Origin of the sequence: Rhodococcus sp. NPDC056516 (assembly GCF_042794655.1) — a bacterium.
Classification (GTDB): Bacteria; Actinomycetota; Actinomycetes; order Mycobacteriales; family Mycobacteriaceae; genus Rhodococcus_F.
This window is the reverse complement of sequence record NZ_JBHTTG010000003.1, coordinates 413,595-435,855: the sequence shown is the minus strand read 5'-3', so window position 1 is coordinate 435,855 and position 22,261 is coordinate 413,595. Positions and strand designations below refer to the sequence as shown.

The 22,261-nt window shown below is 63.9% G+C and carries 27 protein-coding genes; 14 read left to right on the top strand and 13 right to left on the bottom strand.

The window, feature by feature from the left end:
• Position 1: 1 nt before the first annotated feature.
• Both glp and ACFQ6Y_RS11345 read right to left on the bottom strand, forming a co-directional pair.
• Positions 2–1,261, bottom strand: a complete 1,260-nt coding sequence (gene glp / locus ACFQ6Y_RS11350; RefSeq protein WP_317554289.1) for a gephyrin-like molybdotransferase Glp — start codon at positions 1,259–1,261, stop codon at positions 2–4.
• Positions 1,262–1,386: 125 nt separating this feature from the next.
• A complete protein-coding gene (locus ACFQ6Y_RS11345) occupies positions 1,387–2,298 on the bottom strand; it encodes a UTP--glucose-1-phosphate uridylyltransferase (protein ID WP_019744725.1) in 912 nt (303 codons plus the stop codon).
• Between the two features lie 59 nt (positions 2,299–2,357).
• Here ACFQ6Y_RS11345 and ACFQ6Y_RS11340 point away from each other — a divergent pair, with 59 nt between their 5' ends.
• From ACFQ6Y_RS11340 to mscL, 4 genes are all read left to right on the top strand, one after another.
• Positions 2,358–2,933, top strand: a complete 576-nt coding sequence (locus ACFQ6Y_RS11340) for a 5-formyltetrahydrofolate cyclo-ligase (RefSeq protein WP_378632121.1) — start codon at positions 2,358–2,360, stop codon at positions 2,931–2,933.
• A 114-nt stretch (positions 2,934–3,047) separates the two neighbouring features.
• The gene (locus ACFQ6Y_RS11335) at positions 3,048–3,359 is read left to right on the top strand and encodes an FmdB family zinc ribbon protein (RefSeq protein ID WP_003946378.1); all 312 of its coding nucleotides are present in this window, start codon (positions 3,048–3,050) and stop codon (positions 3,357–3,359) included.
• Positions 3,360–3,436: 77 nt separating this feature from the next.
• Positions 3,437–4,168: an SAF domain-containing protein gene (locus ACFQ6Y_RS11330; RefSeq protein WP_378632117.1), complete on the top strand. Its 732-nt coding sequence runs from the start codon at positions 3,437–3,439 to the stop codon at positions 4,166–4,168.
• Positions 4,169–4,267: 99 nt separating this feature from the next.
• Complete coding sequence (gene mscL / locus ACFQ6Y_RS11325) at positions 4,268–4,687, top strand: large conductance mechanosensitive channel protein MscL (protein WP_378632859.1); 420 nt, start codon at positions 4,268–4,270, stop codon at positions 4,685–4,687.
• A gap of 60 nt (positions 4,688–4,747) precedes the next feature.
• Here mscL and ACFQ6Y_RS11320 read toward each other — a convergent pair whose 3' ends face one another.
• The 9 genes from ACFQ6Y_RS11320 to mrf form a co-directional block, all read right to left on the bottom strand.
• Positions 4,748–4,924: a hypothetical protein gene (locus ACFQ6Y_RS11320; protein WP_378632114.1), complete on the bottom strand. Its 177-nt coding sequence runs from the start codon at positions 4,922–4,924 to the stop codon at positions 4,748–4,750.
• Between the two features lie 6 nt (positions 4,925–4,930).
• Complete coding sequence (locus tag ACFQ6Y_RS11315; RefSeq protein ID WP_283303020.1) at positions 4,931–5,428, bottom strand: molybdenum cofactor biosynthesis protein B; 498 nt, start codon at positions 5,426–5,428, stop codon at positions 4,931–4,933.
• Between the two features lie 80 nt (positions 5,429–5,508).
• Positions 5,509–6,981 (bottom strand): S1C family serine protease, encoded by a 1,473-nt coding sequence (locus ACFQ6Y_RS11310; RefSeq protein ID WP_378632111.1) that lies wholly within the window; start codon positions 6,979–6,981, stop codon positions 5,509–5,511.
• A 235-nt stretch (positions 6,982–7,216) separates the two neighbouring features.
• The gene (locus ACFQ6Y_RS11305; protein WP_020908630.1) at positions 7,217–8,596 is read right to left on the bottom strand and encodes a HAMP domain-containing sensor histidine kinase; all 1,380 of its coding nucleotides are present in this window, start codon (positions 8,594–8,596) and stop codon (positions 7,217–7,219) included.
• A 65-nt stretch (positions 8,597–8,661) separates the two neighbouring features.
• Positions 8,662–9,348, bottom strand: coding sequence for a response regulator transcription factor (locus ACFQ6Y_RS11300; protein WP_003946387.1), 687 nt, complete (start codon positions 9,346–9,348; stop codon positions 8,662–8,664).
• A gap of 70 nt (positions 9,349–9,418) precedes the next feature.
• Positions 9,419–10,030 carry a trimeric intracellular cation channel family protein gene (locus tag ACFQ6Y_RS11295; RefSeq protein ID WP_003946409.1) on the bottom strand — a complete coding sequence of 204 codons (612 nt, stop codon included), beginning with the start codon at positions 10,028–10,030 and terminating at the stop codon, positions 9,419–9,421.
• Positions 10,031–10,048: 18 nt separating this feature from the next.
• Positions 10,049–10,222, bottom strand: coding sequence for a 50S ribosomal protein L32 (gene rpmF / locus ACFQ6Y_RS11290; RefSeq protein WP_007727540.1), 174 nt, complete (start codon positions 10,220–10,222; stop codon positions 10,049–10,051).
• Positions 10,222–10,476 carry a type B 50S ribosomal protein L31 gene (locus ACFQ6Y_RS11285; protein WP_019744731.1) on the bottom strand — a complete coding sequence of 85 codons (255 nt, stop codon included), beginning with the start codon at positions 10,474–10,476 and terminating at the stop codon, positions 10,222–10,224. The genes rpmF and ACFQ6Y_RS11285 overlap by 1 nt, the downstream gene beginning before the upstream one ends.
• A complete protein-coding gene (gene mrf / locus ACFQ6Y_RS11280) occupies positions 10,473–11,726 on the bottom strand; it encodes a ribosome hibernation factor-recruiting GTPase MRF (RefSeq protein ID WP_378632108.1) in 1,254 nt (417 codons plus the stop codon). Before mrf ends, ACFQ6Y_RS11285 begins: the two co-directional genes overlap by 4 nt.
• 104 nt (positions 11,727–11,830) lie before the next feature.
• Here mrf and rpmB point away from each other — a divergent pair, with 104 nt between their 5' ends.
• The 7 genes from rpmB (at position 11,831) to ACFQ6Y_RS11245 (ending at position 15,861) form a co-directional block, all read left to right on the top strand.
• Positions 11,831–12,067: a 50S ribosomal protein L28 gene (gene rpmB / locus ACFQ6Y_RS11275; RefSeq protein ID WP_020908631.1), complete on the top strand. Its 237-nt coding sequence runs from the start codon at positions 11,831–11,833 to the stop codon at positions 12,065–12,067.
• Between the two features lie 4 nt (positions 12,068–12,071).
• A complete protein-coding gene (gene rpmG / locus ACFQ6Y_RS11270; RefSeq protein WP_003946358.1) occupies positions 12,072–12,236 on the top strand; it encodes a 50S ribosomal protein L33 in 165 nt (54 codons plus the stop codon).
• Between the two features lie 2 nt (positions 12,237–12,238).
• Positions 12,239–12,544: a 30S ribosomal protein S14 gene (gene rpsN / locus ACFQ6Y_RS11265; protein WP_378632105.1), complete on the top strand. Its 306-nt coding sequence runs from the start codon at positions 12,239–12,241 to the stop codon at positions 12,542–12,544.
• A 9-nt stretch (positions 12,545–12,553) separates the two neighbouring features.
• On the top strand, positions 12,554–12,811 hold the full coding sequence (gene rpsR / locus ACFQ6Y_RS11260) for a 30S ribosomal protein S18 (protein ID WP_003946414.1): 258 nt from the start codon (positions 12,554–12,556) through the stop codon (positions 12,809–12,811).
• A gap of 112 nt (positions 12,812–12,923) precedes the next feature.
• A complete protein-coding gene (locus ACFQ6Y_RS11255; RefSeq protein WP_378632103.1) occupies positions 12,924–13,862 on the top strand; it encodes an AEC family transporter in 939 nt (312 codons plus the stop codon).
• A gap of 19 nt (positions 13,863–13,881) precedes the next feature.
• A complete protein-coding gene (locus ACFQ6Y_RS11250; protein ID WP_317827301.1) occupies positions 13,882–14,346 on the top strand; it encodes a hypothetical protein in 465 nt (154 codons plus the stop codon).
• Positions 14,347–14,499: 153 nt separating this feature from the next.
• The gene (locus ACFQ6Y_RS11245; RefSeq protein WP_378543559.1) at positions 14,500–15,861 is read left to right on the top strand and encodes a flavin monoamine oxidase family protein; all 1,362 of its coding nucleotides are present in this window, start codon (positions 14,500–14,502) and stop codon (positions 15,859–15,861) included.
• Between the two features lie 36 nt (positions 15,862–15,897).
• On the opposite strand, the gene ACFQ6Y_RS11240 is transcribed toward ACFQ6Y_RS11245, so the two are convergent.
• Positions 15,898–17,415, bottom strand: coding sequence for a PucR family transcriptional regulator (locus ACFQ6Y_RS11240; RefSeq protein ID WP_378632100.1), 1,518 nt, complete (start codon positions 17,413–17,415; stop codon positions 15,898–15,900).
• A 169-nt stretch (positions 17,416–17,584) separates the two neighbouring features.
• Here ACFQ6Y_RS11240 and ACFQ6Y_RS11235 point away from each other — a divergent pair, with 169 nt between their 5' ends.
• The 3 genes from ACFQ6Y_RS11235 (at position 17,585) to ACFQ6Y_RS11225 (ending at position 21,528) form a co-directional block, all read left to right on the top strand.
• Positions 17,585–19,015, top strand: a complete 1,431-nt coding sequence (locus ACFQ6Y_RS11235) for a gamma-aminobutyraldehyde dehydrogenase (RefSeq protein ID WP_378632097.1) — start codon at positions 17,585–17,587, stop codon at positions 19,013–19,015.
• Between the two features lie 90 nt (positions 19,016–19,105).
• Complete coding sequence (locus tag ACFQ6Y_RS11230; RefSeq protein ID WP_378632094.1) at positions 19,106–20,005, top strand: universal stress protein; 900 nt, start codon at positions 19,106–19,108, stop codon at positions 20,003–20,005.
• Complete coding sequence (locus ACFQ6Y_RS11225) at positions 20,002–21,528, top strand: APC family permease (protein ID WP_378532626.1); 1,527 nt, start codon at positions 20,002–20,004, stop codon at positions 21,526–21,528. The genes ACFQ6Y_RS11230 and ACFQ6Y_RS11225 overlap by 4 nt, the downstream gene beginning before the upstream one ends.
• On the opposite strand, the gene ACFQ6Y_RS11220 is transcribed toward ACFQ6Y_RS11225, so the two are convergent.
• Positions 21,525–22,139: a TetR/AcrR family transcriptional regulator C-terminal domain-containing protein gene (locus ACFQ6Y_RS11220; protein WP_378532624.1), complete on the bottom strand. Its 615-nt coding sequence runs from the start codon at positions 22,137–22,139 to the stop codon at positions 21,525–21,527. The two genes, ACFQ6Y_RS11225 and ACFQ6Y_RS11220, sit on opposite strands and share 4 nt — an antisense overlap.
• Positions 22,140–22,261 lie beyond the last annotated feature (122 nt).

Sequence of the window (22,261 nt, the reverse complement as noted above, 5' to 3'; positions counted from 1 at the left end):
GTTACCCACGTTGGGCGAGAAAAGCTACGTCGACTTCTTCACCGATGTGCACTTCGGTGACGTCTCGATCGACAAGAACCAGGCAATTGGCTTCCGCCAAAGTCGCGAGGAGGTGGGAGGACGCGCCGGGTGCACCGCCGAGAGCCTGCACCAGGTACTCCCCTGTCGCTTCGTCACGCATCAGCTGACCACGCAGGAAACCCTTGCGATCGGCGATCGACGTAATCGTTCCCACCGTGCGCGCCTTCACTACTCGTCGCATCGGTTGGCGTCGTCCCAGCGCGATTCTGATCAGCGGGCGAACCATGACTTCGAATACCACCAGTGCGCTGACCGGGTTGGACGGTAGGAGAAAGGTCGGAACCTCGTCTCGTCCCAGCTGACCGAAACCCTGGACTGATCCCGGATGCATGGCAACGCGCTCAACCTCGAGTGTCCCCAGATCGGCAAGCGCCTCACGAACTTCGTCGGACGCTCCGCCGCCCACTGCACCGGCGATGACAACGATTTCCGAGCGAATCAGCTGACCCTCGACTACTTCACGAAGACGACGCGAGTCGTTGCCTGCGATTCCCACGCGGTTGACGTCGGCACCGGCATCGCGCGCGGCCGCGGCGAGAGCATACGAATTGACGTCGTAGACCTGACCAGGCCCCGGCGTGCGATCCACGTCGACGAGTTCTCCACCGACGCTGATGACCGAGAGGCGCGGACGTGGATGGACGAGCACTTTGTCGCGGCCGACGGCGGCAAGCAACCCGACCTGTGCGGCTCCGATGATGGTGCCTGCCCGAACGGCGACGTCGCCCGGCTGGACGTCATCGCCTGCACGGCGAACGTAATCGCCCGAACGCACCGGCTCGAAGATCCGAACGCGAGCGCGACCACCGTCGGTGTTCTCGAGCGGAAGAACTGCGTCGGCCAGCGTGGGCAACGGCGCGCCGGTGTCGACTCGGACAGCCTGACGAGGTTGCAGCCGGATCGGTTGGCGTGAGCCCGCCGTCACCTCGCCGACCACCGGCAAGCTGAGGTCCGTGGGCTCGCCGTCCTCTCCTCGGAGATCGGCTCCCGCACCGGCGACGTCGACGCTGCGAACCGCGTAACCGTCGATGGCAGCTTGATCGAATCCTGGCAATGGGCGTTCGGTCACCACTTCCTCGGCACACAGCAGTCCCTGCGCCTCCGAGATGGCGACCCGAACCGGACGGGGTGCCACTGCAGCAGCGGTAACCCTGGTCTGCTGCTCCTCAACCGACCGCATCTGGTCCGCGTCCTCCTGTGTCTGGAAATTCGGTGATATCCGTCAGCTCATGATGCCTTGCCTTCGAAAAGGGACAAGCACATTGATACTGCGTTATCGGGCGATCAACCACCGTGGCGACACGCTCAGCGGTCGAGTCGATCCGCGAGCCACTTGCGCAAGGACGGGCCGTAGTCGTCACTGTCGAGAGCCAGGTCAACCGAAGCGCGGAGGTACCCGCCGGGGTTGCCCAGGTCATGACGTGTTCCGCGGTGCACCACCACGTGAACCGGATGGCCCTCGGAAATCAGGAGCGCGATGGCGTCGGTGAGTTGCAACTCACCGCCGGCTCCCGGCTTGATGCGACGAAGTGCGTCGAAGATCGCACGGTCGAGCAGGTAGCGACCCGCCGCGGCAAAGGTCGACGGCGCATCTTCCACAGCGGGCTTCTCGACCATGCCGACGACCTTGAGTACGTCGGGATTGACCGCGTCGGGAACGATCTCGACGTCGAAGACGCCGTACGCACTGACCGCATCTTTGGGTACGTCGATTGCGCAGAGAACGGAGCCGCCGCGCTTGGCCCGAACTCGCGCCATGATCTCCAGGACACCACGCGGCAGTACGAGATCGTCGGGCAGAAGGACCGCGATGGCATCTTCGTCGTCGTCGAGAACCGACTCGACACAACCGACGGCATGCCCGAGCCCGAGGGGCTGTTCCTGAATCACGGAATCGACTTCGAGCAAACCGGGCGCTTTGCGCACCTTTGCCAGCGCAGCAAGTTTTCCGCTCGCCTCCAGCTTGCTTTCGAGTACGAGATCCTCGACGAAGTGAGCAACCACTCCGTCTTTACCCGGGGACGTCACGATGACGAGCCGCTCGGCTCCCGAGTCCGCGGCTTCACCAGCCACCAGTTCGATACCCGGTGTGTCCACGACCGGCAGCAATTCTTTCGGAACCGTCTTGGTGGCAGGTAGGAAACGCGTACCAAGTCCGGCTGCGGGGACCACGGCCGTACGGAAGGCCCTCGTGCTGCTAGCGACAACGTCTGTCATGCCAACACCTTAGCCGCCGCTTGTTACCGCTCGGTCAGCAAGACGAATATCGTTGCGGGGTGACACCTCGGACAAAAGCGCAATGGCGACAAATCGCACTCGCAGCCCGTGAAGCAGTCTCGGAGCACACTCGAAACACGGAAACTGCGGCGTTGATCACGCACCTGCGGTCGGTGATCGTCGACGGGTCAACGGTATGTGCGTATGTCCCCACTCGCACCGAACCCGGATCCACCGACTTGCTCGACGCCGTTGCCGAGATCGCCCAGCGAGTACTACTTCCGATCACCGGGGAGCCCGGACCCTTGTCCTGGGTCCAGTACAGCGGCGCCGACGGTTTGCGCCCGGCGAAGTACGGCATTCGGGAGCCCGTCGGACCCGTCCTACCACCGGAAACCCTGTCCGAGGTGGAATGCATGCTGATCCCTGCACTTGCGGTGGACTTTCGCGGAACACGCCTCGGCCGTGGCGCAGGCTTCTACGACCGCACTCTCGGGTCGGTCGGCTCGCAGACTCGATTGGTGGCCCTCGTCAGAGACTCCGAACTCGTCGAGACCTTGCCGGCAGACGACCACGACATTCCCATGGGCTGGGCACTGACGCCGGGCGGCGGTCTCACGCGGCTCCATCGCTAATGATCTGCGGGAATAGATCCCTGATTAGCGCTGTTGGCACTGTCACTTGTAGAGTGCTAAAGGCTGCGGTGTAAATACGCGGCTGCTCGAACATCACAGTGCGGAGGAAGCCCGGTGCCCACCTACTCATACGCATGTACGGAATGTGACAACCGTTTCGACATCGTCCAGTCCTTCAGCGAAGATTCGCTGACGGTCTGCCCAGCCTGCTCAGGCAAGCTCCGCAAGCTGTTCAACTCTGTTGGCATCGTGTTCAAGGGCAGCGGCTTCTACCGCACCGACAGCCGCGGCGGCTCCGGAACAGCGAGCGAGCCGGCCAAGAGCGATTCGGCACCCGCCGCGAAGTCCGAGTCCAAGTCGGACTCCTCTTCGACCTCGAGTTCGTCGACCAGCACGCCGGCGCCCGCGAAGGCTGCCGCAAGCTGATTTCCACAACCTCCGGGTTGTCCACAGGTTCACATCGTTAGGGCCGGAAGCACCGCTTCCGGCCCTAACGTGCATGAATGCCGTCAGTACGTTCTCGTTCGCCGAGGCGCTCCCATCCATTGCGCGCCCAACTCGATCTCACGCCGAACACCTTCGATCGCCTCGTCGAACTGACACGCGGCACACGATTTCGCTCAGCGACCGTCCGCAAGTTCGCAGCCGTTATGCTGGCCACACTCGGCGTTGTTCTTTTCTTTCGAGGCGATCCCGCGACCGACACCGTCGCCGTAGTTGTCTCGAACCGCGATCTCACTCCGGGGCAGGTGATCGCGGATTCGGATGTCGAGGTCCGCGAGATCAACTCGAAACACCTTCCCGAAGGAGTTGTCTCCGATACCGACCTGGTAGTCGGCAGAACCGTTGCCGGCCCGATTCGCTCCGGGGAAACCGTCACCGACGTGCGTGTTCTCAGCCCCCGGTTGGCCGGGTTGTCGGTGGGCACCGACGACGCCCGCATCGTCCCCGTTCGACTCGCCGATGCGGCTGTGGCAGAAATTTTGCGCAGCGGCGATGTCGTCGATGTTCTGACTGTCGGCCCAGACACACCCCGCCCCGACACACCCAACGAATCAATTGCCGACAAGGCCCCGCAGATTCTTGCCGCGGGGGCGGTCGTCGCGCTGGTCACCACCTCGGAAAGTACACGTAACCAGCAGGAACAGGTGATTCTGCTGGCCCTGCCGACACCGGCGGCCAACGTCGTAGCCGCCGCATCTCTGTCCAATGCGATCACCGTGACATTTCGCTGACCGCACAAATCAGCCGAAGCTCCTCTAGGATTTTTCCAGTCGGTTCGGTATCAACGGACCATCTGGCACTTGCCATCGGAGACTCGAGGGGACACCGACATGCTCAAGGGATTCAAGGATTTCCTGCTTCGCGGAAACGTGCTCGACCTGGCCGTCGCAGTTGTCGTCGGCGCAGCCTTCACTGCCATCGTCACGGCATTCACCAGCAACATCATCAACCCGCTCATTGCCGCAATCGGAGGTTCCAACGAGTTGGGCTGGGGCCGTGAGATCGTCTCCGGCAATCCCGAAACCTTCGTGGATATCGGCGCAGTCGTCACCGCGATCATCAACTTCGTCATCATCGCGGCGGTCGTTTACTTCGTGCTCATCGTTCCCGCGAATGCGGCGAAGAAGAAGTTCGTCTCCGAGCCCGAGGACAAGGAAGCCAGCGAAACCGATCTGCTCATCCAGATCCGCGACATCCTCTCCGCCAACAGTGGCGCCGACACGGGAGCGCACGCGAAGACACTCGAATAGGCAGTGCCCACAGAACAAATCAGGCCCTCGGACATTGCGTCCGAGGGCCTGATCTACTTCTCAACCACCGTGGTGCGGGGGCCGCTGGCTGCGCAGCCAATCGTCGTCCGAGGATCGCGACGATCCTTCCGGACCCCGCTCGTCCGACGTCGTCTCGGGAAAGACGTCCCCGAAGATGCGCGCCAGGCGCTTCTTGTCGACTGGCGGCTTCTTCGGGGTATCTGACTGCTCGGGCAAACCGTCTCAGCCCTCGAGGCTGGACAGCTCGGCGATGACGTGGCTCGCCAGTGCCGTCAGGGTTGCCATCCCGTCGCGAATCGCCGGCCTGGTCGACGCCAGGTTGGCGACCAACGTGCTGCCCGAAACCCCGACGAGGCCACGGGACAAGCCTGCGTCGAGTGATCCGGCCGAAAGACCGGAAGCGCGAAGTGCTTCGGCAATTCCCGGGATCTCGCGATCGAGAACCTCGGCGGTCACATCGGGAGTGACGTCACGCGGGGACACCCCGGTACCGCCGACCGAGATGACGAGGTCGACGCCACCGATGACTGCTGTGTTGAGAGCGTTGCGAATTTCCACTTCGTCGGCGGCGACGGCAACCGTCGCATCGACGAGAAAACCCGCTTCGTTCAGCAGTTCCGTGACCAGAGGACCGATGGAGTCGGTGTTGTCGCCGTGGGCTGTGCGATCGTCGACGATGACGACCAGAGCGCGGCCGGCCGATGTGGCTTCGAGTTCCATGACTCCTACCGTAGTGTCCGATCCCGACGCCGTTGCGATCTGGCCGAAGATCGGGTCGATCGTCTGCTGATCGCCGAACATCATCGGCCGCCCTGCGCCGCCGCGGTTCCCAACGTGACATCGACGGTCTTGGTCTGCCCACCGTCGCTGTACGTGATCGAGACCTTGTCTCCGGGAGCATGCGAACGCACTGCCGCGATCAGCGAATCACCATCTGCGACAACACGATCGTCAACTTTGGTGATGACTGCACCCTTCGGGATGCCGGCCTTTGCAGCCGGTCCGTCAGCGGTGACATCCATGACGGTTGCGCCGTCGGCGTTGTCCTGCGACGGCACGGTCACGCCGATCATGGCCTGGGTCGCCTTGCCGGTCTTGATCAGCTCGTCGGCGACGCGGCGTGCCTGATCGATCGGGATGGCGAATCCGAGGCCGATGGAGCCGCCCTGGGTACCCGAGGACGCCCCGAGGGAGGCGATCGCCGTGTTGATGCCGATCAGCTGGCCGTCCATGTTGACGAGAGCGCCACCGGAGTTACCGGGGTTGATCGCTGCGTCGGTCTGCAGAGCGTCGATGACGGTGTTCTGGTTGCCGGACTCGCCGCTCGTGGACACCGGACGATCGAGGGCGGAGATGATGCCTTCGGTGACCGTGCCGGCCAGACCGAGCGGGGACCCGACGGCAACAACCTGCTGTCCGACCTGGACGTCGCCGGAGTTGCCGAGATCGATGGGCGTGAGGTCGTTGCGACCGTCGACCTTGATGACGGCGATGTCGGAGACTGGATCGGCACCGACCAGGGTGGCCGAGGCCTTGGTTCCGTCGGAGAACGCGACGCGAAGTTGCGCTCCCTGAGCACCGGCAACGTGGTTGTTGGTCAGGATCAGGCCGTCGGAGGACAGGATGACACCGGAACCCTCACCGCCCTGTCCCTGAGCGGTGGCCACCTCGATCTGCACGACGCTGGGCACCACCTTCGAGGCAACGGCCTGAACCGAGCCGGCAGGAGCGTTGGACGTGTTGGTCGCAGTGGGCTTCGGGGCGTTCAACGAGTTGGTGACCGTCGCGGTTCCACCGTTGCGGTCCGCTACGACGGCACCGACCACGCCACCGACACCACCACTGACCAGGACCAGGGCGAGAGCGCCGGCAACCAGCGCCATGCGTCCCGACTTCGGCTTGGTGGTGGTCGAACCGGAGTTCGGCCCCTGCAGCGGCGCTGGGATCTGATTGTGGCCGCCCGGACCGTTCGGGCCACCGGGTCCACCAGGTCCACCTGGGTTGGGTGCGCCATACGGAGCGTTGTGCTGGTACGCCGCCTCATGAGCACCGTGCGGGTGGCCGAAAGCCTGCGTGGGCTGCTGCGGCGCCTGCCCGAAGCTTTCGGTGGGTCGGCCTTCGGTGGGTCGGCCTTCAGTGGGTCGGGCAAAGGATTCGGTCGGCTGGTACGGCTGCTGCGGCTGCACAGGAGGCTGCTGCGGCTGCGCCTGGGTGGTGGGCTCGCTGTTGGGCTGCTCGGGCCGGGTCGGCCCGACGTTACGGTCCTCGGTCATCGGCTCGCTTTCGTCTACGGTGACCACCGGACGGGCAGTCACAACTGTTCTGCCGACAATGCTGCCTTGCGCTGCTGAGAAGGCGCTGAGACGTGCCTGTCACTTTACCCAGAGTTCGACGTGAAAAGCCGGTGTTGCCGGCTCGGCCCGAAATACTTTCGGCCCGAACGTATTACCCCGTGACCTCGGTCACCGATACGCGGGACCGACGGGCCTGGGCAGCCGCCCGAACACGCTACTCGGCACTCGGACCCGGTTCCCCGGGAAGCACGATTCGAACCAGCGCTCCCCCACGATCGGATTCGTCGATCGCGATGGTGCCGCCGTGCTTGACGACGACCTGACGCACAATCGCAAGTCCCAGACCCGATCCCGGCATGGAGCGAGCCGCGGTCGACCGGTAGAAACGATCGAACACCAACTCCCGATCCTCCTCCGGAATGCCAGGTCCCGCATCACTTACGGTCAATTCCAACAATCCTTGGCCGACCGGACGCATTTCGACGCGTACCTGTTCGCCCTTCGGGCTCCATTTCGCAGCGTTGTCGAGGACGTTGAGCACGGCACGCGAGAGGCCCGCCTGGTCTCCGTAGACGTACCACGGAGTAGTGACCGCCTCGAACTCGATTTCGTTGCGCCTGCGCCGTGCTCGCTCGAGCGCCCGCTCGACGACGTCGCTGACGTCGACGCGCTCGTACACGGTTTCGGGCGCGTCTTCGCGGGCCAGATCCACGAGGTCGCCCACAAGAGTCGACAGTTCTTCGATCTGCGCGACGACGTCGGCGCGCAGTTCGGCCATGTCCTCGTCGGGAATCTGCGGCGCGCCTGGTCGGCTGGACGCGATCAGCAATTCCATGTTGGTACGCAACGAAGTCAGCGGTGTGCGCAACTCGTGTCCGGCGTCCGCAACGAGACGCGACTGACGCTCGCGGGACTCGGCGAGTGCCCGCAGCATCGTGTTGAAACTCTCTGTCAGACGCGCCAATTCGTCGCTGCCGGTCACGGGGATCTGCGTCAGATCGTCGGTCCGGGCGACGCGTTCGGTGGCTGCAGTCAGCCTGGCAATGGGCCGTAAACCGGTGCGGCCCACGGTAGTACCCGCCACCGCTGCGAGAATGACACCACACCCGCCGACCACGAAGAGGACCCAGGCCAGCCGGTCCAGTACCGCCACAGTCGGCGCGAGCCGCTGCCCGATCACCAAAGTGCTTCCGTCATGGGTTCGTTGGGCCAGCACGCGCTGGCCGTCGACGGTTCGCAGCGAGGAATCCGATTCGCCCCGCGCAACGGCATCTTCGGCTTCGCCGATCGGCACGTCGGAACCGGGCGGCTGGTACGTGCTCAGATCCGAGAAGATCAGGGCAACACTGATGTCGGTGGTGTAGAGCGTCGCGCCGGAGATGTAGCGAGGATCGAAGCGCACGACATTACTGTCGATGAGCACCGCTGCTCTGGTCCGCAACTGGTGATCGACGTCCGCGTAGAGCGCACGCGAAACCACCGCGTATGCCGCGATCGCCATGACTGCGACGGCAATGGCCACCACCGACGCAGCGAGCAGTGTCACGCGCCAACGCAGCGACACCGAACGGGTCAGTGGCATCGGCGGGCGCATTTCGACGGACGCTTGGGTGGTGGAGGATTTCTTCGGTTCGGCGTTCTTGCCGAACGGAGCGGTGATCACGGAGGCGTCTCCCGCAGGACGTAGCCGACTCCGCGGACGGTGTGAATCAACCTCGGTTCGCCGTCCGCCTCCGTCTTACGACGCAGGTAGCCGACGTACACCTCGAGCGCATTGCCGGACGTCGGGAAGTCGTATCCCCACACCTCTTCGAGAATGCGTCCACGAGTCAGCACGCGGCGCGGGTTGGCCATGAGCATTTCGAGGAGGGAGAACTCGGTTCGGGTGAGGCTGATCGATCGTTCGCCGCGCTTGACCTCGCGGGTGACCGGGTCGAGGGTGAGGTCCTCGAACGCCATCATCTCGGAATCGGCGTCGAGATCGGGTGCGGTGCGACGCAGCAGAGCGCGCAGTCGCGCGAGCAGTTCTTCCAAGGCAAACGGCTTGGGCAGGTAGTCGTCGGCTCCGGCGTCGAGGCCGGCGACTCGCTCGCTGACCGAATCGCGAGCGGTGAGTACCAGGATGGGTAGGTCGTCGCCGGCGCTACGCAATCGGCGGCAAACTTCGAGTCCATCGAGTCGCGGCATCATGACGTCGAGAACGACGGCGTCGGGCCGGTTGGCGAGGATCTTCTCGAGAGCGTCGAGCCCGTCGACCGCGAGTTCGACCGTGTAGCCGTTGAAGCTGAGCGACCGCCGAAGCGACTCGCGAACCGCCCGGTCGTCGTCGACCACCAAAATACGCATACCGACAGTTTGGACTGAAGTGCTGAGATGCGGCTGAGAGGGTCCGATTCCGGGCTCCGGCGTGTCGCGATCAGTCCCGGGTTCGCCGGGGTCCCGGCAGGCTCCAATGACGCCACAACGCAAGCAGTCTGAACACTGCGGCGAATGCGGTGCCGCATACCAGCGCGGCGTTGGTGGACAGTCCGGCTTGCGAGACTGTGACCACCAACGCAGCGCCGAGCAGTGCGGGAACCGCGTACAGGTCCTTGTGCAGGAGCAGCGGCACCTCGTTGACGAGGACGTCGCGGATCACTCCGCCGCCGATCGCAGCGGTCGCACCGATCAACGTCGCCGCCAGCGAACTGGCGTTGTTGTCCAGCGCGATGACGGCGCCGGTGCTCGCGAACAGGCCCATTCCCAGTGCGTCGAGCGCCAGGATTTCACGACGCAGTCGATTCAGCGGCTCGTGGAGGTAGAACACGGCGAGTGAGGTGGCGGCGGCCGTTCCGAAGTACGGCCAACTGCTCAGCGAGCTGGGCGGATGGACGCCGAGGAGAACGTCGCGGACGATACCGCCGCCGATACCGGTGAACACACCCACCGAGCACACCCCGAAGATGTCGAGTCGCTTGGTGACGCCCACCAGGGCACCCGAGGCTGCGAACGCCACGATGCCCACCAGTTCGAGGATCCTCAGCAGCACCGGCCAAGGATCGCACGGTCAGATGCGGCTCGGGTCGATCACCCCGAGTCGAACTGCTTTGACCAGTCGCCGGGGAACCCGGTGGGTCTGGCCGAAGGCCGTGACCTCGACCAGATCGGGCGCCGTCGCCTTCCACTGGGCACGGCGACTGCGCGTGTTGGAGCGCGACATCTTCCGCTTGGGAACGGCCATCAGAGTGCCTTGCGCTTTCCGTAGCGACGCTCGAACTTCTCGACGCGTCCGGCGGTGTCCATCACGCGTTGCGCTCCGGTCCAGAACGGGTGCGAGTCGCTCGTGACATCGACGACCAGCAGCGGGTACGTGCCGCCGTCTTCCCATTCGACGGTGCGGTCACTCGTCACGGTCGATCGGGTCAGGAAGCTCTTGCCGGTGCTGGCGTCCTGGAACACCACCGGGTGGTAGTCGGGGTGCATCTGCTTCTTCATTCGTTTCCCTCTCGCGTTGATTCGGTTTCGGCATAAGGTGATTCGGATTCGTCACACGGGTCTTCGTGGAACTCACCGAACGGGTCTTCCCAGGTGGCCCACGACGTTTCGTCTGCCAATTCGTCGTCGGTGACCAAGGCATGCTGCAGTGTTCGGTCGATCTCGAGCGGGTTGGCACCGCAGGTCAGAACGACCATCGAGGTGTCGCGATCACCGAAACGCTCGTCCCATTTCAGGGCCGCGAGGGCACGGCGCTCGGCCGGAACGCGCTCTCGTTGCTCCGGCGTCATCGCGGCCAGCCAGGTGTCTGCGCTGGCAACCCGCAAGCCACCGCCGGCCGATTCGAGCCAGAGCGCTTCACCCGGTTGCGTCGCCACCCAGACGCGACCCCGGGAGTACACGACGCCTTCGAGCAGGACGTCGATCGCCTCGTGCAGACGCCCGGGGTGGAACGGCCGGTTCGCGGTGAACTCGACCAGCATCACTCCGCCGTCGTCGTCGAGCGGCGGCTGGCGACGCAGCAACGGTGAATGTGCGTCGGCCAGTTCACCGCGTCGCGCATCCGCAGGCACCTCGAGGAGCAGTGCCTCAATGTCGTCTCCCTCATCGAAGACGGGTACCCGCGGAGCGATGCGCGCGAGAACCGCGTTCAGGCGGGACCGCTGCCAGCCGTCGAGTCCGTCGGACCCGCGCAGGACGAGCGCGTCGGCGAAGTCGACCTGCCCGACGACGACCTGAGCCAGGGTGCGGTCGTCGTCGAGAGCTTCGTCGCCGGTCGCTTCGGCGAGCCAGGTCTGCGCGTCGATGCACGTCACGACAGCGTCGACGCGGACATCGCGCTGTGCCGGTCCGTCCAGTTGGCCGACGACGCCGGTCACGACGACGTGCTCGATCGCCCAGCACAGCGCCTCGGGCTCGAGTTGGCGGTCCAGCAGCAAGACGATCCGCTGGACCGAACTGTGCGAGTGAAGCCGGCGCAGGAGCGGCAGCAAGTCTTCGCGCAGGGTGCAGGAGACGCAGCCGTGCGCGAGCTCGAGGATCGTCTCGCGCTCGGACACAGTGCTGGCAGACCCGGCACTCCCGGTCATCGAGGTGACCGTCCGCCGGACCACCCCTTCACGGACGTGGCTCAGGTCGTGATGGACCAGAACAGTTCCGGTTCGCAGCAACGCTCGTGCGGTGTGTGGGGTGGATTCGCTCATGCCGGCGACCAGGACCAGCGGAGTCCTGCCGTCCAAGATCGTGTTCACAGCGGGCCTTTCTGGGAATGATTGTCATTACCGAGGTTGAACGGTACATTGATCTCACCGCATTGTCGAAAATGATTGTCATCTGCAAGTTGAAAGGAACACCCATGTCGGCTCACTGCCAAGTGACCGGACGTGTGCCGGGGTTCGGAAAATCCGTCTCGCACTCCCACAAGCGTTCGAACCGTCGCTGGAACCCGAACATCCAGCGCAAGACCTACGTGCTGCCCAGCGAGGGTCGCCGCATCACGCTCACTCTCTCGACCAAGGGGATCAAGACGATCGACCGCGACGGCATCGAATCCGTCGTCGCCCGGATTCGCGCCCGCGGCGAGAAGGTCTGAGCAGATGGCGCGCAACGAGATCCGCCCGATCGTGAAACTCAAGTCCACCGCGGGCACCGGGTACACGTACGTGACCCGCAAGAACCGTCGCAACGACCCCGATCGACTTGTGCTGAAGAAGTACGACCCGGTGCTGCGAAAGCACGTCGATTTCCGAGAAGAGAAGTAGGCATGGCCAAGAAGTCGAAGATCGCCAAGAACAACCAGCGACGGGTCATCGTCGAGCGGTACGCGGAGCAGCGATCCGCTCTCAAGGAGGCGATCCGCTCGCCGAAAAGCTCGCCCGAGGAGCGCGCGAAGGCCCAAGCGACCCTGCAACGTCTACCACGCGACGCCAGTCCGGTACGATTGCGCAATCGAGACGCTGCGGATGGACGTCCGCGCGGCCACCTGCGGAAGTTCGGGCTCTCCCGGATTCGCGTGCGAGAAATGGCGCACCGTGGGGAACTGCCTGGCGTACAAAAGTCGAGCTGGTAAGGAAGTCGGATGGCAGTCAAGCGTTCACCGTCGAAGAAGCCACGCCCCGTAGAGGGTCGTAAGCCCAAGAAGAACCCGTTGTTCGCAGCGAAGATCACGCATGTCGATTACAAGGACATCAACTTGCTTCGCACGTTCATCTCGGACCGCGGCAAGATCCGTAGCCGTCGCGTCACGGGCCTGACCCCGCAGCAGCAGCGTCAGGTCGCCGTTGCAGTGAAGAACGCACGCGAAATGGCGTTGCTCCCCTTCACCGCCGCACGGTAGTCACACGTAGAAGTACCGAAGAGGCCGCGCAGTCACTCGACTGCGCGGCCTTTTTGTTGCCCGGACTAAGATTTCTCGAAGTCGTTCATTCCAGTCGAGAGGTGCCCGCAGCGTGTCGGGAGTTGTTGCGGGTTTCACCGTAATCTTTGTTGTCATCGCGGTCGGTTATCTCCTCGGCCGTCTCGGCACCCTCGGTAGCCAAGGGCAGTTCGTTCTCGGTCGACTCGTCTTCTTCGTCGCGACGCCTGCCCTGCTGTTCACGACCCTCGCGTCGTCCGATTTGTCGGTGATCTTCTCGCCGACGCTCGCGGTTGCGTCGGCCACGGCCTTTGCCGTCGGCGCTCTGTACGTTCTCGTCGCGAAGATCTGGCTCAATCGGCCGCTACCCGAACTGACTATCGGCGCACTGTCTGCGTCGTACGTGAATTCGGCGAACCTCGGAATCCCGATCGCGGTATTCGTGCTCGGCGATGCCACGTTCGTTGCCCCGCTCCTGCTGTTTCAGATCGTCGTCTACTCCCCGATCGCTTTGACGATCCTCGATCTGACGGCGCTTCGCGGCGAGAATGCCGAGAAGCTCTCGTTGATCTACACCGTCACTGCCCCCTTCAAGAACCCGATCGTGCTCGCGGGCGCAGCGGGATTGATCGTCGCGTTGGTCGGTTGGTCACCGCCCCGGCCGCTGATGCAGCCTTTCGAATTGATCGGCGCCACATCGGTACCCGGAGCGCTTTTGGCATTCGGGCTCTCGCTGTACGGCGTGCGGGTCTTGGAGAAGGGCTCGAGTCCGCGCCGCGACGTCGCGCTGGCGTCGACGCTCAAAATCGTCGTCCAACCTGTGCTGGCCTATCTGATGGCGCATTTCCTCCTCGGCATCGACGGCCATCAGTTGTTCGCGATCGTGGTCGTCTCGACCTTGCCGACTGCGCAGAACGTCTTCATCTACGCAAGCCGCTACCGGCGTGGAATGGTCCTCGCCCGAGACAGCGCGTTTGTCACCACTTTGGCGTCGATTCCGGCAATTGCGCTGGTCACGGCACTACTCGCTTGAACAGGGTTACGGTGGATTCATGCGTGTACTAACCCTCGCCGTTCTGGCCTGCCTTGCTTTGGCCGGATGCTCCGTCGGGGCCCAGACAACCGGGCCGGTTGCCGCGCCGAATCCGATGGCGGCCAACGAAGCGAGTCCCGCCGACTGGTCGCTCGGAACGCCCGTTCCCGACGAGGTCGACGACAGCGAGATGGGCACGGAGTTCGACAGTCGCACCGACATCGTGGGAGCAACGGCCACGATGTTCGAATCGTGGTCCGAGGTCGACGATCACACGGTGGCCGTCCACTTCGTGACCGGCACTCCGGAGTGCTACGGCGCGTACGCAACCGTCGAAGAGACCGATACGACGGTGATCGTCACTCTACGAACCGGGGCACTGCCCGAGGCCGCGGACAAGATGTGCATTCTGGTTGCCGTGTTCGGCAGCTTGGATGTCCCGCTGAGCCGACCGCTCGGCGATCGTCACGTCATCAACGGCTAGCCGCGCCTAAACGGCACAAGATCACCGATCGAACACTCCGTTTCGTCAGGTGTGGCGTGCGTCTCCTCAGGACAGACTGAAAACCGACAACCGTTCACTCGCTCGTCGGCAGCTTTTCGACTCGAGCGGTGCTCAACATGAAGGAGCTCGCAAGTGCCTACTCTCCAGAGAGACGTTGCAATCGTCGGCGCCGGCCCCTCTGGCCTGGCAGCGGCAACCGCGCTGCGCAAGGCCGGCTTGTCCGTCGCCGTGATCGAAGCACGCGATCGTGTCGGCGGCCGCACGTGGACCGACACCATCGACGGCGCAGTCCTGGAAATCGGCGGCCAGTGGGTCTCCCCGGACCAGACCGCGCTGATCTCCTTGCTCGACGAGCTCGGCCTCACGACGTTCGAGCGCTACCGAGAGGGCGAATCCGTCTACATCTCGTCAGCGGGTGAGCGGACGCAGTACACGGGTGATTCCTTCCCCACGAACGAGACCACGAAGAAGGAGATGGACCGTCTCATCGACGAGATGGACGATCTCGCAGCGCAGATCGGCGCGGAGGAGCCGTGGGCACACCCCCTCGCCCGCGATCTCGACACCGTCTCGTTCAAGCAGTGGCTGATCAACCAGTCCGACGACGCCGAGGCGCGCGACAACATCGGCCTCTTCATCGCCGGCGGCATGCTCACCAAGCCCGCCCACTCGTTCTCCGCTCTACAGGCAGTCCTGATGGCCGCCTCCGCTGGTTCGTTCTCCCACCTCGTCGACGAGGACTTCATCCTCGACAAGCGCGTTGTCGGCGGAATGCAGCAGGTATCCATCCGTATGGCCGAGGCGCTCGGTGACGACGTCTTCCTCAACGCGCCCGTCCGTACGGTGCAGTGGAACGAATCCGGCGCAACGGTGTTGGCGGACGGCGATGTTCGTGTCGAGGCAAGCCGGGTCATCCTGGCTGTACCCCCCAACCTCTACTCCCGGATCTCCTACGATCCCCCGCTGCCACGCCGTCAGCACCAGATGCACCAGCACCAGTCCCTCGGCCTCGTCATCAAGGTGCACGCCGTGTACGAGACGCCTTTCTGGCGCGAAGCCGGCCTGTCCGGCACCGGCTTCGGCGCGTCCGAGGTAGTGCAGGAGGTTTACGACAACACCAACCACGAGGACGATCGCGGCACCCTGGTCGCTTTCGTCTCCGACGAGAAGGCCGACGCGATGTTCGAGCTTTCCGCCGAGGAGCGTAAGGCAACGATTCTGGCCTCACTCGCCCGCTACCTGGGCCCGAAAGCCGAAGAGCCGGTTGTGTACTACGAATCCGACTGGGGCTCGGAGGAATGGACACGCGGTGCCTACGCGGCGAGCTTCGACCTCGGCGGCCTTCACCGCTACGGCGCGGATTCCCGCACGCCCGTCGGCCCGATTCACTTCTCGTGTTCCGACATCGCGGCCGAGGGGTACCAGCACGTCGACGGTGCCGTCCGGATGGGTCAGCGAACCGCCGCCGACATCATCGCCCGCAACAAGGCCTGACGGCCGCTTTGCCAAGTCTCGATCATTGCCCGGCAGTCACGACTGCCGGGCAATGATCGAGAGCAGCAGTTCCGCACGAACTCTCGCAACTTCGAGCCGACAGTCGATCAGGCTCTCCACCTTCGCCATTCGGCTTCGCAGCGTGTGCCGGTGGACGCCCATCGTGATGGCTGCCGCTTCCCAGTGCCCGTTGGCCTCGAGAAATGCCCGCAACGACGCCAGCAGTTCGGTGCCGTTGTCACGGTCGTAATCCTCGATCGGAGTGATCATCGTTTCCGCCAGCGTGTTGAGCACTTCACGCGTCGAATCGAAAGACAGCAGCACACTTCCGGTCAGCGCCGCGAATTCCAAAGGCTCACCGCCGATTTCCGCCGCAGACGCACACAGCTGGGACTGTTCGACGGCGACCGCCAGGGCCGCGACCACGCGTCTCGCGCTCAGGCCGACGCGGAGTGAGCGTAGATCCGACCTCGATACCCCGCTCAATAACTCTCGGGCGAACGCGACGTCGTCGGTTCCTCGCAGCAGCACCGTGACGCGAGTGTCGTTGATCCGCGAGAACAACTGCCGCCCTGCCTTGTTCATGAATTCGGCAATCTCGACTGCGACGCGTCCCGCGACATCGGACGTGTCGGCAAGAACTGTCAGGCCACGGATCATTCCCTCGCCGTCGGCGGCTTGCCGGATCTGTTGCCACGCCGGCGCCGGGTCGCGGTCTTCGGTGAGCAGCAGTCCGAGGGCATGCGAATTCAACTGATCCTGAGTGGCACGCAGGCGCGCAGGTTTCTCGAAGTCCAACGCCAACAACGAGTTCGCGTGACCGAGAAGTATCTGATCGACGTAACTGAGCGCAGACGCACTGATGACCGCCAGGTATCCGTACGGCGTTCGCCCGACGCTGATCTGCTGCACGGCAATGGACGCGCCGGAACGTGCAAGCGTCACGCTGCTGGACGCGCCGCCCCCGAGAGTTGCTCGCAATTCCTCGATCACGTCGTCCGTCGGCAGTTGAGGTGAGCTCTCGAGAACCCGCCCGGCGACGTCGAGCAGGAGCACCGTCGCCGAAGTCGCGATCGCCAGTTCACGCACGGTTGCGGCAGTTCCACCGGAAATGACTGCGCGCGTCATCCGCGGTTGCGCTCGTGACGCCCGAAGGACAGCTTCGTACTCCTGCTCTGCCAACCGGCTCATCACGCGCTTGACGACGGCTGCGAAAGGCGTCGGCAGCGGCACCTCGATCAGCGGCAGTCCGATCTCGTCGGCAACCGCCACCAGATCGGCCGGAACCTCGGGGTACGAGAGTCCGGTCCCGAACCCCACCGCCGCCACACCCGCTGCGTCGAGCATCCGGAGATAACGGCCGCGCTTTTGCTGAGTGGACGGCAATCGAATGCCGGTGGTGAGGATGAATTCGCCGCCGGTCAACCATCGGAACGGGTCGAGCAACTCCGTGGCGTGCGCAAATGTGATTTCGCGACCGACACCCTGCGCCCCACCTTTGAGTTCCAGCGCGAGGTCCGGCTGCGCCAACATCCACCGCACAGCGATCGTCATGCGCTGGACTGTACAACTCGGCGCGTTGGTGATCAAAGATTTCACCTTTTTGGCAGCTGTCTTTACCTGTGAGTCAGCGCACACTTGCTCACACACGCCCCACAAAGTGCGAGTTCCGCGCTGATCACCTCAGCCGGAACTCGTTCGACCTCGAGAGGAACCGGTACCGATGTCGATCGTCGTACTCGAGAACTACATCAACGGTGAATTCGTCGCCTCAGCCGCGACGGAAACGCTCGACCTGATCAACCCCGTGGACGAGAGTGTGGTCGGGCGTACGCCGGTCTCCACCAAGGAAGACGTCGACGCCGCCGTCGAAGCCGCGCAGCGCGCATTCGAGACCTGGGGCAAGACCACTCCGAGCGTGCGCCAGGCCGCACTCCTCAAGCTCGCCGACGCCATCGAAGCGCACAGCGACGAAATCGTCGCGGCCGAAAGCGCCAACACCGGCCAGGCCCACCAGATGATCGCCGACGAAGAGGTCAAGGTCGGAGCCGATCAGATGCGGTTCTTCGCCGGAGCCGCACGCCTCCTCGAGGGCAAGGCTGCCGGAGAGTACATGGAAGGTTTCACCTCGTACGTCCGCCGTGAGCCGATCGGCGTCGTCGGTCAGGTCACTCCCTGGAACTACCCTTTCATGATGGCGCTGTGGAAGATCGGGCCCGCGCTCGCAGCCGGCAACACGATCGTCCTCAAGCCCAGCGACACCACACCGGGCAGCACGCTGGTCTTGGCGAAGCTCTCGAAGGGCATCCTGCCGGACGGTGTGTTGAACGTCGTGCTCGGCAACGGCGGAACCGGCGCGACGTTGGTGGAGAACCCGGCCCTCGGTCTCGTCTCCATCACGGGGTCGGTACGGGCAGGCATCGCAGTCGCGGTGTCCGCGGCGCAGCAACTCAAGCGCGCACACCTCGAATTGGGCGGCAAAGCCCCGGCCATCGTCTTCGATGACGTCGACATCGAGAAGACCGCCACCGGTATCGCCGAGGCAGCGTTCTTCAACGGCGGTCAGGACTGCACCGCGGCCACTCGCGTGATCGTTCACGAATCCATCCACGATCAGCTCGTCGAAGCTCTCGTGCGTAACGCCGAAAAGCTGCGACCCGGAGCGCCTTCCGATCCTGACGCCTTCTACGGCCCGCTCAACAACATCAACCACTTCAACGCCGTGAGCGACAAGATCGCGAACCTGCCGGCGTCGGCCAAGATCGTTACCGGCGGAAAGCGTTCGGGCGAAACCGGATTCTTCTTCGAGCCGACCGTCATCACCGGCGTCGCGCAATCGGACGACATCGTGCAGGAAGAGACTTTCGGTCCTATCCTCACAGTCCAGAGCTTCTCCGACGAGAAGGAGGCGATCGCGCTTGCCAACGACGTTCGGTTCGGCCTGGCCTCGAGCATCTGGACCAAGGATCACGGTGTCACGCAACGCGTCTCCGCTGCTCTCGACTTCGGTGCGGTATGGATCAACTGCCACATTCCGCTCGTCGCCGAGATGCCGCACGGCGGCTTCAAGTACTCCGGTTACGGCAAGGATCTCTCGGCCTACGGAGTCGAGGACTACACCCGTCTCAAGCACGTCATGAGTTCGCACGACTGAGTCGCCGCCCCTCCTGCTGTGCGCCTTTATTAACCCCCCGCGGTTAATAAAGGCGCACAGCAGATTCCTCCAATCCGGAAAAGAGCCACCATGCGCCTTATCGTCGGATACCTCGCCACACCCAGCGGTAAAGACGGGCTGGTCCTCGGGGCCCAGCTCGCGCGCAGTCTCGGCGCGCAACTCGACATCTGCATGGTCCTCCCACCGGATCGGACACTGCCGGCCAAGGTTCCCTCGGAAGCCGGCTACGACGACATCCTCGCCGCACGTGCACACGACTGGCTCGCCGAAGCGAAAGCCTCGGTGCCCGAGGACATCCAGGTGGAAGTACACCTGAGCTTCCACGAGTCGTTTGCTCAGGGCCTGCTCGACGAGGTGGACCGACTGAACGCGCTGGCGATCGTGGTGGGCGCTTCCGGCGACGGTCTGCTCGGCCGTCACGCGATAGGTTCGGTCTCGACCGAACTGCTGCACTCCGCCCACGTCCCGGTAGCGCTGGCGCCTCGCGGAACGCGGCACTCGACGGCCACTGCAATACGAGAGGTCACCTGTGCGCTCGGCACCCGCGTCGGCGCCGACATCGTCTTGAACACCGCCGTACGCGCCAGCGAACTGATGCAGGTTCCGCTGCGACTGGTCTCTCTCGTGGCGCTCGACCCCCAGAACGATCTGCGCGATCATCGCGACACCGCCGAGTCGGCCAGGGAGCGTGCACGAAATCACGCTCAGGACACACTCGACGTCGCAAGAGCCGCGCTCCCCGCGGAGTTCCCCATCGAGGTCATCATCGCCGACGGATCCACCGTGGAATCGGCAGTGCGTCAACTGGACTGGCAGGACGGCGACCTCGTGATGGTCGGTTCCAGCCGCCTCGCACAGCCCCGCAAACTTTTCCTGGGTTCCACCGCCACCAAGATGCTGCGCGTACTGCCCGTTCCCATGGTCGTAGTGCCCAAGCACGAATTCACCCAGCCGGAGGCACTGTCATGACCAGCACCGAACTGAGTTCCAAAGGCCTCGCCACCGGCAAGATCGGCATGATCTCCGGCGCGGTACTGGGAATCTCCTCCGTGGCACCGGGTTACACCCTGACGGCCAGTATCGGATTGATCGTCGCCGCCGTCGGCCTCAAGATGCCCGCCATCTTCATCGCCGGCTTCATCCCGATGTTCCTCACCGCATACGCGTACCGCGAACTGAACTCCGACACTCCTGACTGCGGGGCGTCATTCACGTGGTCCACCAAGGCATTCGGACCATACGTCGGCTGGATGTGCGGCTGGGGCATGGTGATCGCCACCATCATCGTGCTCTCGAACCTCGCTGCGATTGCCGTCGACTTCTTCTATCTGTTCATAGCGCGAGTGGTCGACAATCCCTCCATCGCCGATCTACCGGGCAACAAATTCGTCAACGTCGGCACCACGCTGGTGTTCATCGCGTTGGCCACCTGGATTGCCAGTCGGGGAATCACCACCAGCGAGCGCGTGCAGTTCGCGCTCGTCGGTTTCCAGATGGTGTTGCTCGTCGTCTTCGCCGTCGTTGCACTGGTTCACGTCGGTGCCGGCGACGCCCCGGCCGGATTGTCCTTCGACCTGAGTTGGTTCAACCCGTTCAGCGGACTCGCGATCGGCGCATTTGTCATCGGACTCACCGGATCGATCTTCGCGTTCTGGGGCTGGGATACCTGTCTCACACTGGGCGAGGAGTCGAAGAACCCCAAGAAGACCCCGGGCCGTGCCGGTTTACTCTGTGTCGCAACCATTCTCCTGACCTACCTGCTGGTCGCCGTCGCCGCGATGATGTACGCCGGCGTCGGCGAGGAAGGCCTCGGCCTCGGCAACCCCGACAACTCCGAGAACGTCTTCGGCGCCCTCGCCGACCCGGTCTTGGGTAACTGGGGCGGAATGCTCCTGTTCCTCGCCGTCTTCGTCTCCTCCGTCGCCAGCCTGCAGACCACGTTCCTGCCCGCTGCACGAACCATGCTCGCCATGGGCGCGTACGGAGCCTTCCCCAAGAAACTCGCCGAGGTCTCCCCTCGCTTCCTGGTGCCGTCGTACGCCACAGTCGTGGCCGGCGCGGTGACCGCCGTGTTCTACAGCGTTGTCACGTTCCTGTCCGAAAGTGCACTGCTCGACACGATCGCTGCACTCGGCATCATGATCTGCTGGTACTACGGCATCACGGCATTCGCGTGCGTGTGGTACTTCCGCAAAACGCTTTTCGAGAGCTTACGAAACTTCGTCTTCCGGCTCGCGTTCCCACTCATCGGTGGCCTCATGCTGCTTGCGGTGTTCGTCATTTCGGTCCAAGAGAGCATGAATCCGGACAACGCCAGCGGAGCATCCATCGGCGGGATCGGCCTGGTCTTCTTCCTCGGGTTCGGAATCCTCATCCTCGGCGCGGTCCTGATGATGGTCATGCGAGTGCGCAATCCCGAGTTCTTCGAGGGCAAGACCCTCAACCGCGACACGGAGGCACTGCGCGACGAGAACGACCTCAGCGTGTCCTAGGAGGCAGTTTCGGGAGCCTGCGCGATCAGGCCCGCCATCAGCACGCGCAAGCCGAATTCGAAGGCGGCGTCGGCACGTTCGGGATTTTTCCCGGACGTTGCCAACGCCGCCTTCATCGCGTCGTTGGCCTCGGGCCCCGACGCCCACTGGACGTCCGGCGCCGCCAGATCCAAGGCCGAACCGAGAACAAAACTGTCGACGGTCGTGATCGCGTGCAGTGTTTCAGCCGGGTCGAAGCCACCATCGGCAAATGCCTGCGCCAATGCGTTGTACAGGGTGAAAGCCACACCGGCCTGGACGGTCTGCGCAGTGAAGAGCGGAATCAGACGAGGATGCGCGGCGTAGCTTCGCCGGTACTCGGCTGCCAGCGCCGCGACGGTCTCACTCCAGGTCCCCGAGGCCGACTTCACGTCGATTCCTGCCATCAGTTGAGCCCTCATCAGTTCGACGATCTCAGCCCGTCCGGAAACGTGGTTGTAGAGCGACGACGGTCGAACCTTCAGCCTTGCGGCGAGTCCCGGCATGGTGAAGTCGCCGGATTCGTCCACCGACTCGATCGCTGCCTCGGTGATGATCTCCGGTGAGAGCAGTCGTTGCGGTGGCCGCGGCATATGTCCTCCTGTAGTGATCCACACCGTTCGGGCGCCGCAAAAAACAATTCCTCGAAAGTCCTTGATCAATCAGCGCTCACCCACCATACTTAACGAATCACATTCGTTTTACGTTGAACGTC

Coding starts and splice junctions, on each gene's coding strand:
- glp (WP_317554289.1), bottom strand. CDS start 1,261: ATGCGGTCGGTTGAGGAGCAGCAGACCAGGGTTACCGCTGCTGCAGTG.
- ACFQ6Y_RS11345 (WP_019744725.1), bottom strand. CDS start 2,298: ATGACAGACGTTGTCGCTAGCAGCACGAGGGCCTTCCGTACGGCCGTG.
- ACFQ6Y_RS11330 (WP_378632117.1), top strand. CDS start 3,437: ATGCCGTCAGTACGTTCTCGTTCGCCGAGGCGCTCCCATCCATTGCGC.
- mscL (WP_378632859.1), top strand. CDS start 4,268: ATGCTCAAGGGATTCAAGGATTTCCTGCTTCGCGGAAACGTGCTCGAC.
- ACFQ6Y_RS11315 (WP_283303020.1), bottom strand. CDS start 5,428: ATGGAACTCGAAGCCACATCGGCCGGCCGCGCTCTGGTCGTCATCGTC.
- ACFQ6Y_RS11310 (WP_378632111.1), bottom strand. CDS start 6,981: ATGACCGAGGACCGTAACGTCGGGCCGACCCGGCCCGAGCAGCCCAAC.
- ACFQ6Y_RS11305 (WP_020908630.1), bottom strand. CDS start 8,596: ATGCGCCCGCCGATGCCACTGACCCGTTCGGTGTCGCTGCGTTGGCGC.
- ACFQ6Y_RS11300 (WP_003946387.1), bottom strand. CDS start 9,348: ATGCGTATTTTGGTGGTCGACGACGACCGGGCGGTTCGCGAGTCGCTT.
- rpmF (WP_007727540.1), bottom strand. CDS start 10,222: ATGGCCGTTCCCAAGCGGAAGATGTCGCGCTCCAACACGCGCAGTCGC.
- ACFQ6Y_RS11285 (WP_019744731.1), bottom strand. CDS start 10,476: ATGAAGAAGCAGATGCACCCCGACTACCACCCGGTGGTGTTCCAGGAC.
- rpmB (WP_020908631.1), top strand. CDS start 11,831: ATGTCGGCTCACTGCCAAGTGACCGGACGTGTGCCGGGGTTCGGAAAA.
- rpmG (WP_003946358.1), top strand. CDS start 12,072: ATGGCGCGCAACGAGATCCGCCCGATCGTGAAACTCAAGTCCACCGCG.
- rpsN (WP_378632105.1), top strand. CDS start 12,239: ATGGCCAAGAAGTCGAAGATCGCCAAGAACAACCAGCGACGGGTCATC.
- rpsR (WP_003946414.1), top strand. CDS start 12,554: ATGGCAGTCAAGCGTTCACCGTCGAAGAAGCCACGCCCCGTAGAGGGT.
- ACFQ6Y_RS11250 (WP_317827301.1), top strand. CDS start 13,882: ATGCGTGTACTAACCCTCGCCGTTCTGGCCTGCCTTGCTTTGGCCGGA.
- ACFQ6Y_RS11240 (WP_378632100.1), bottom strand. CDS start 17,415: ATGACGATCGCTGTGCGGTGGATGTTGGCGCAGCCGGACCTCGCGCTG.
- ACFQ6Y_RS11235 (WP_378632097.1), top strand. CDS start 17,585: ATGTCGATCGTCGTACTCGAGAACTACATCAACGGTGAATTCGTCGCC.
- ACFQ6Y_RS11230 (WP_378632094.1), top strand. CDS start 19,106: ATGCGCCTTATCGTCGGATACCTCGCCACACCCAGCGGTAAAGACGGG.
- ACFQ6Y_RS11225 (WP_378532626.1), top strand. CDS start 20,002: ATGACCAGCACCGAACTGAGTTCCAAAGGCCTCGCCACCGGCAAGATC.
- ACFQ6Y_RS11220 (WP_378532624.1), bottom strand. CDS start 22,139: ATGCCGCGGCCACCGCAACGACTGCTCTCACCGGAGATCATCACCGAG.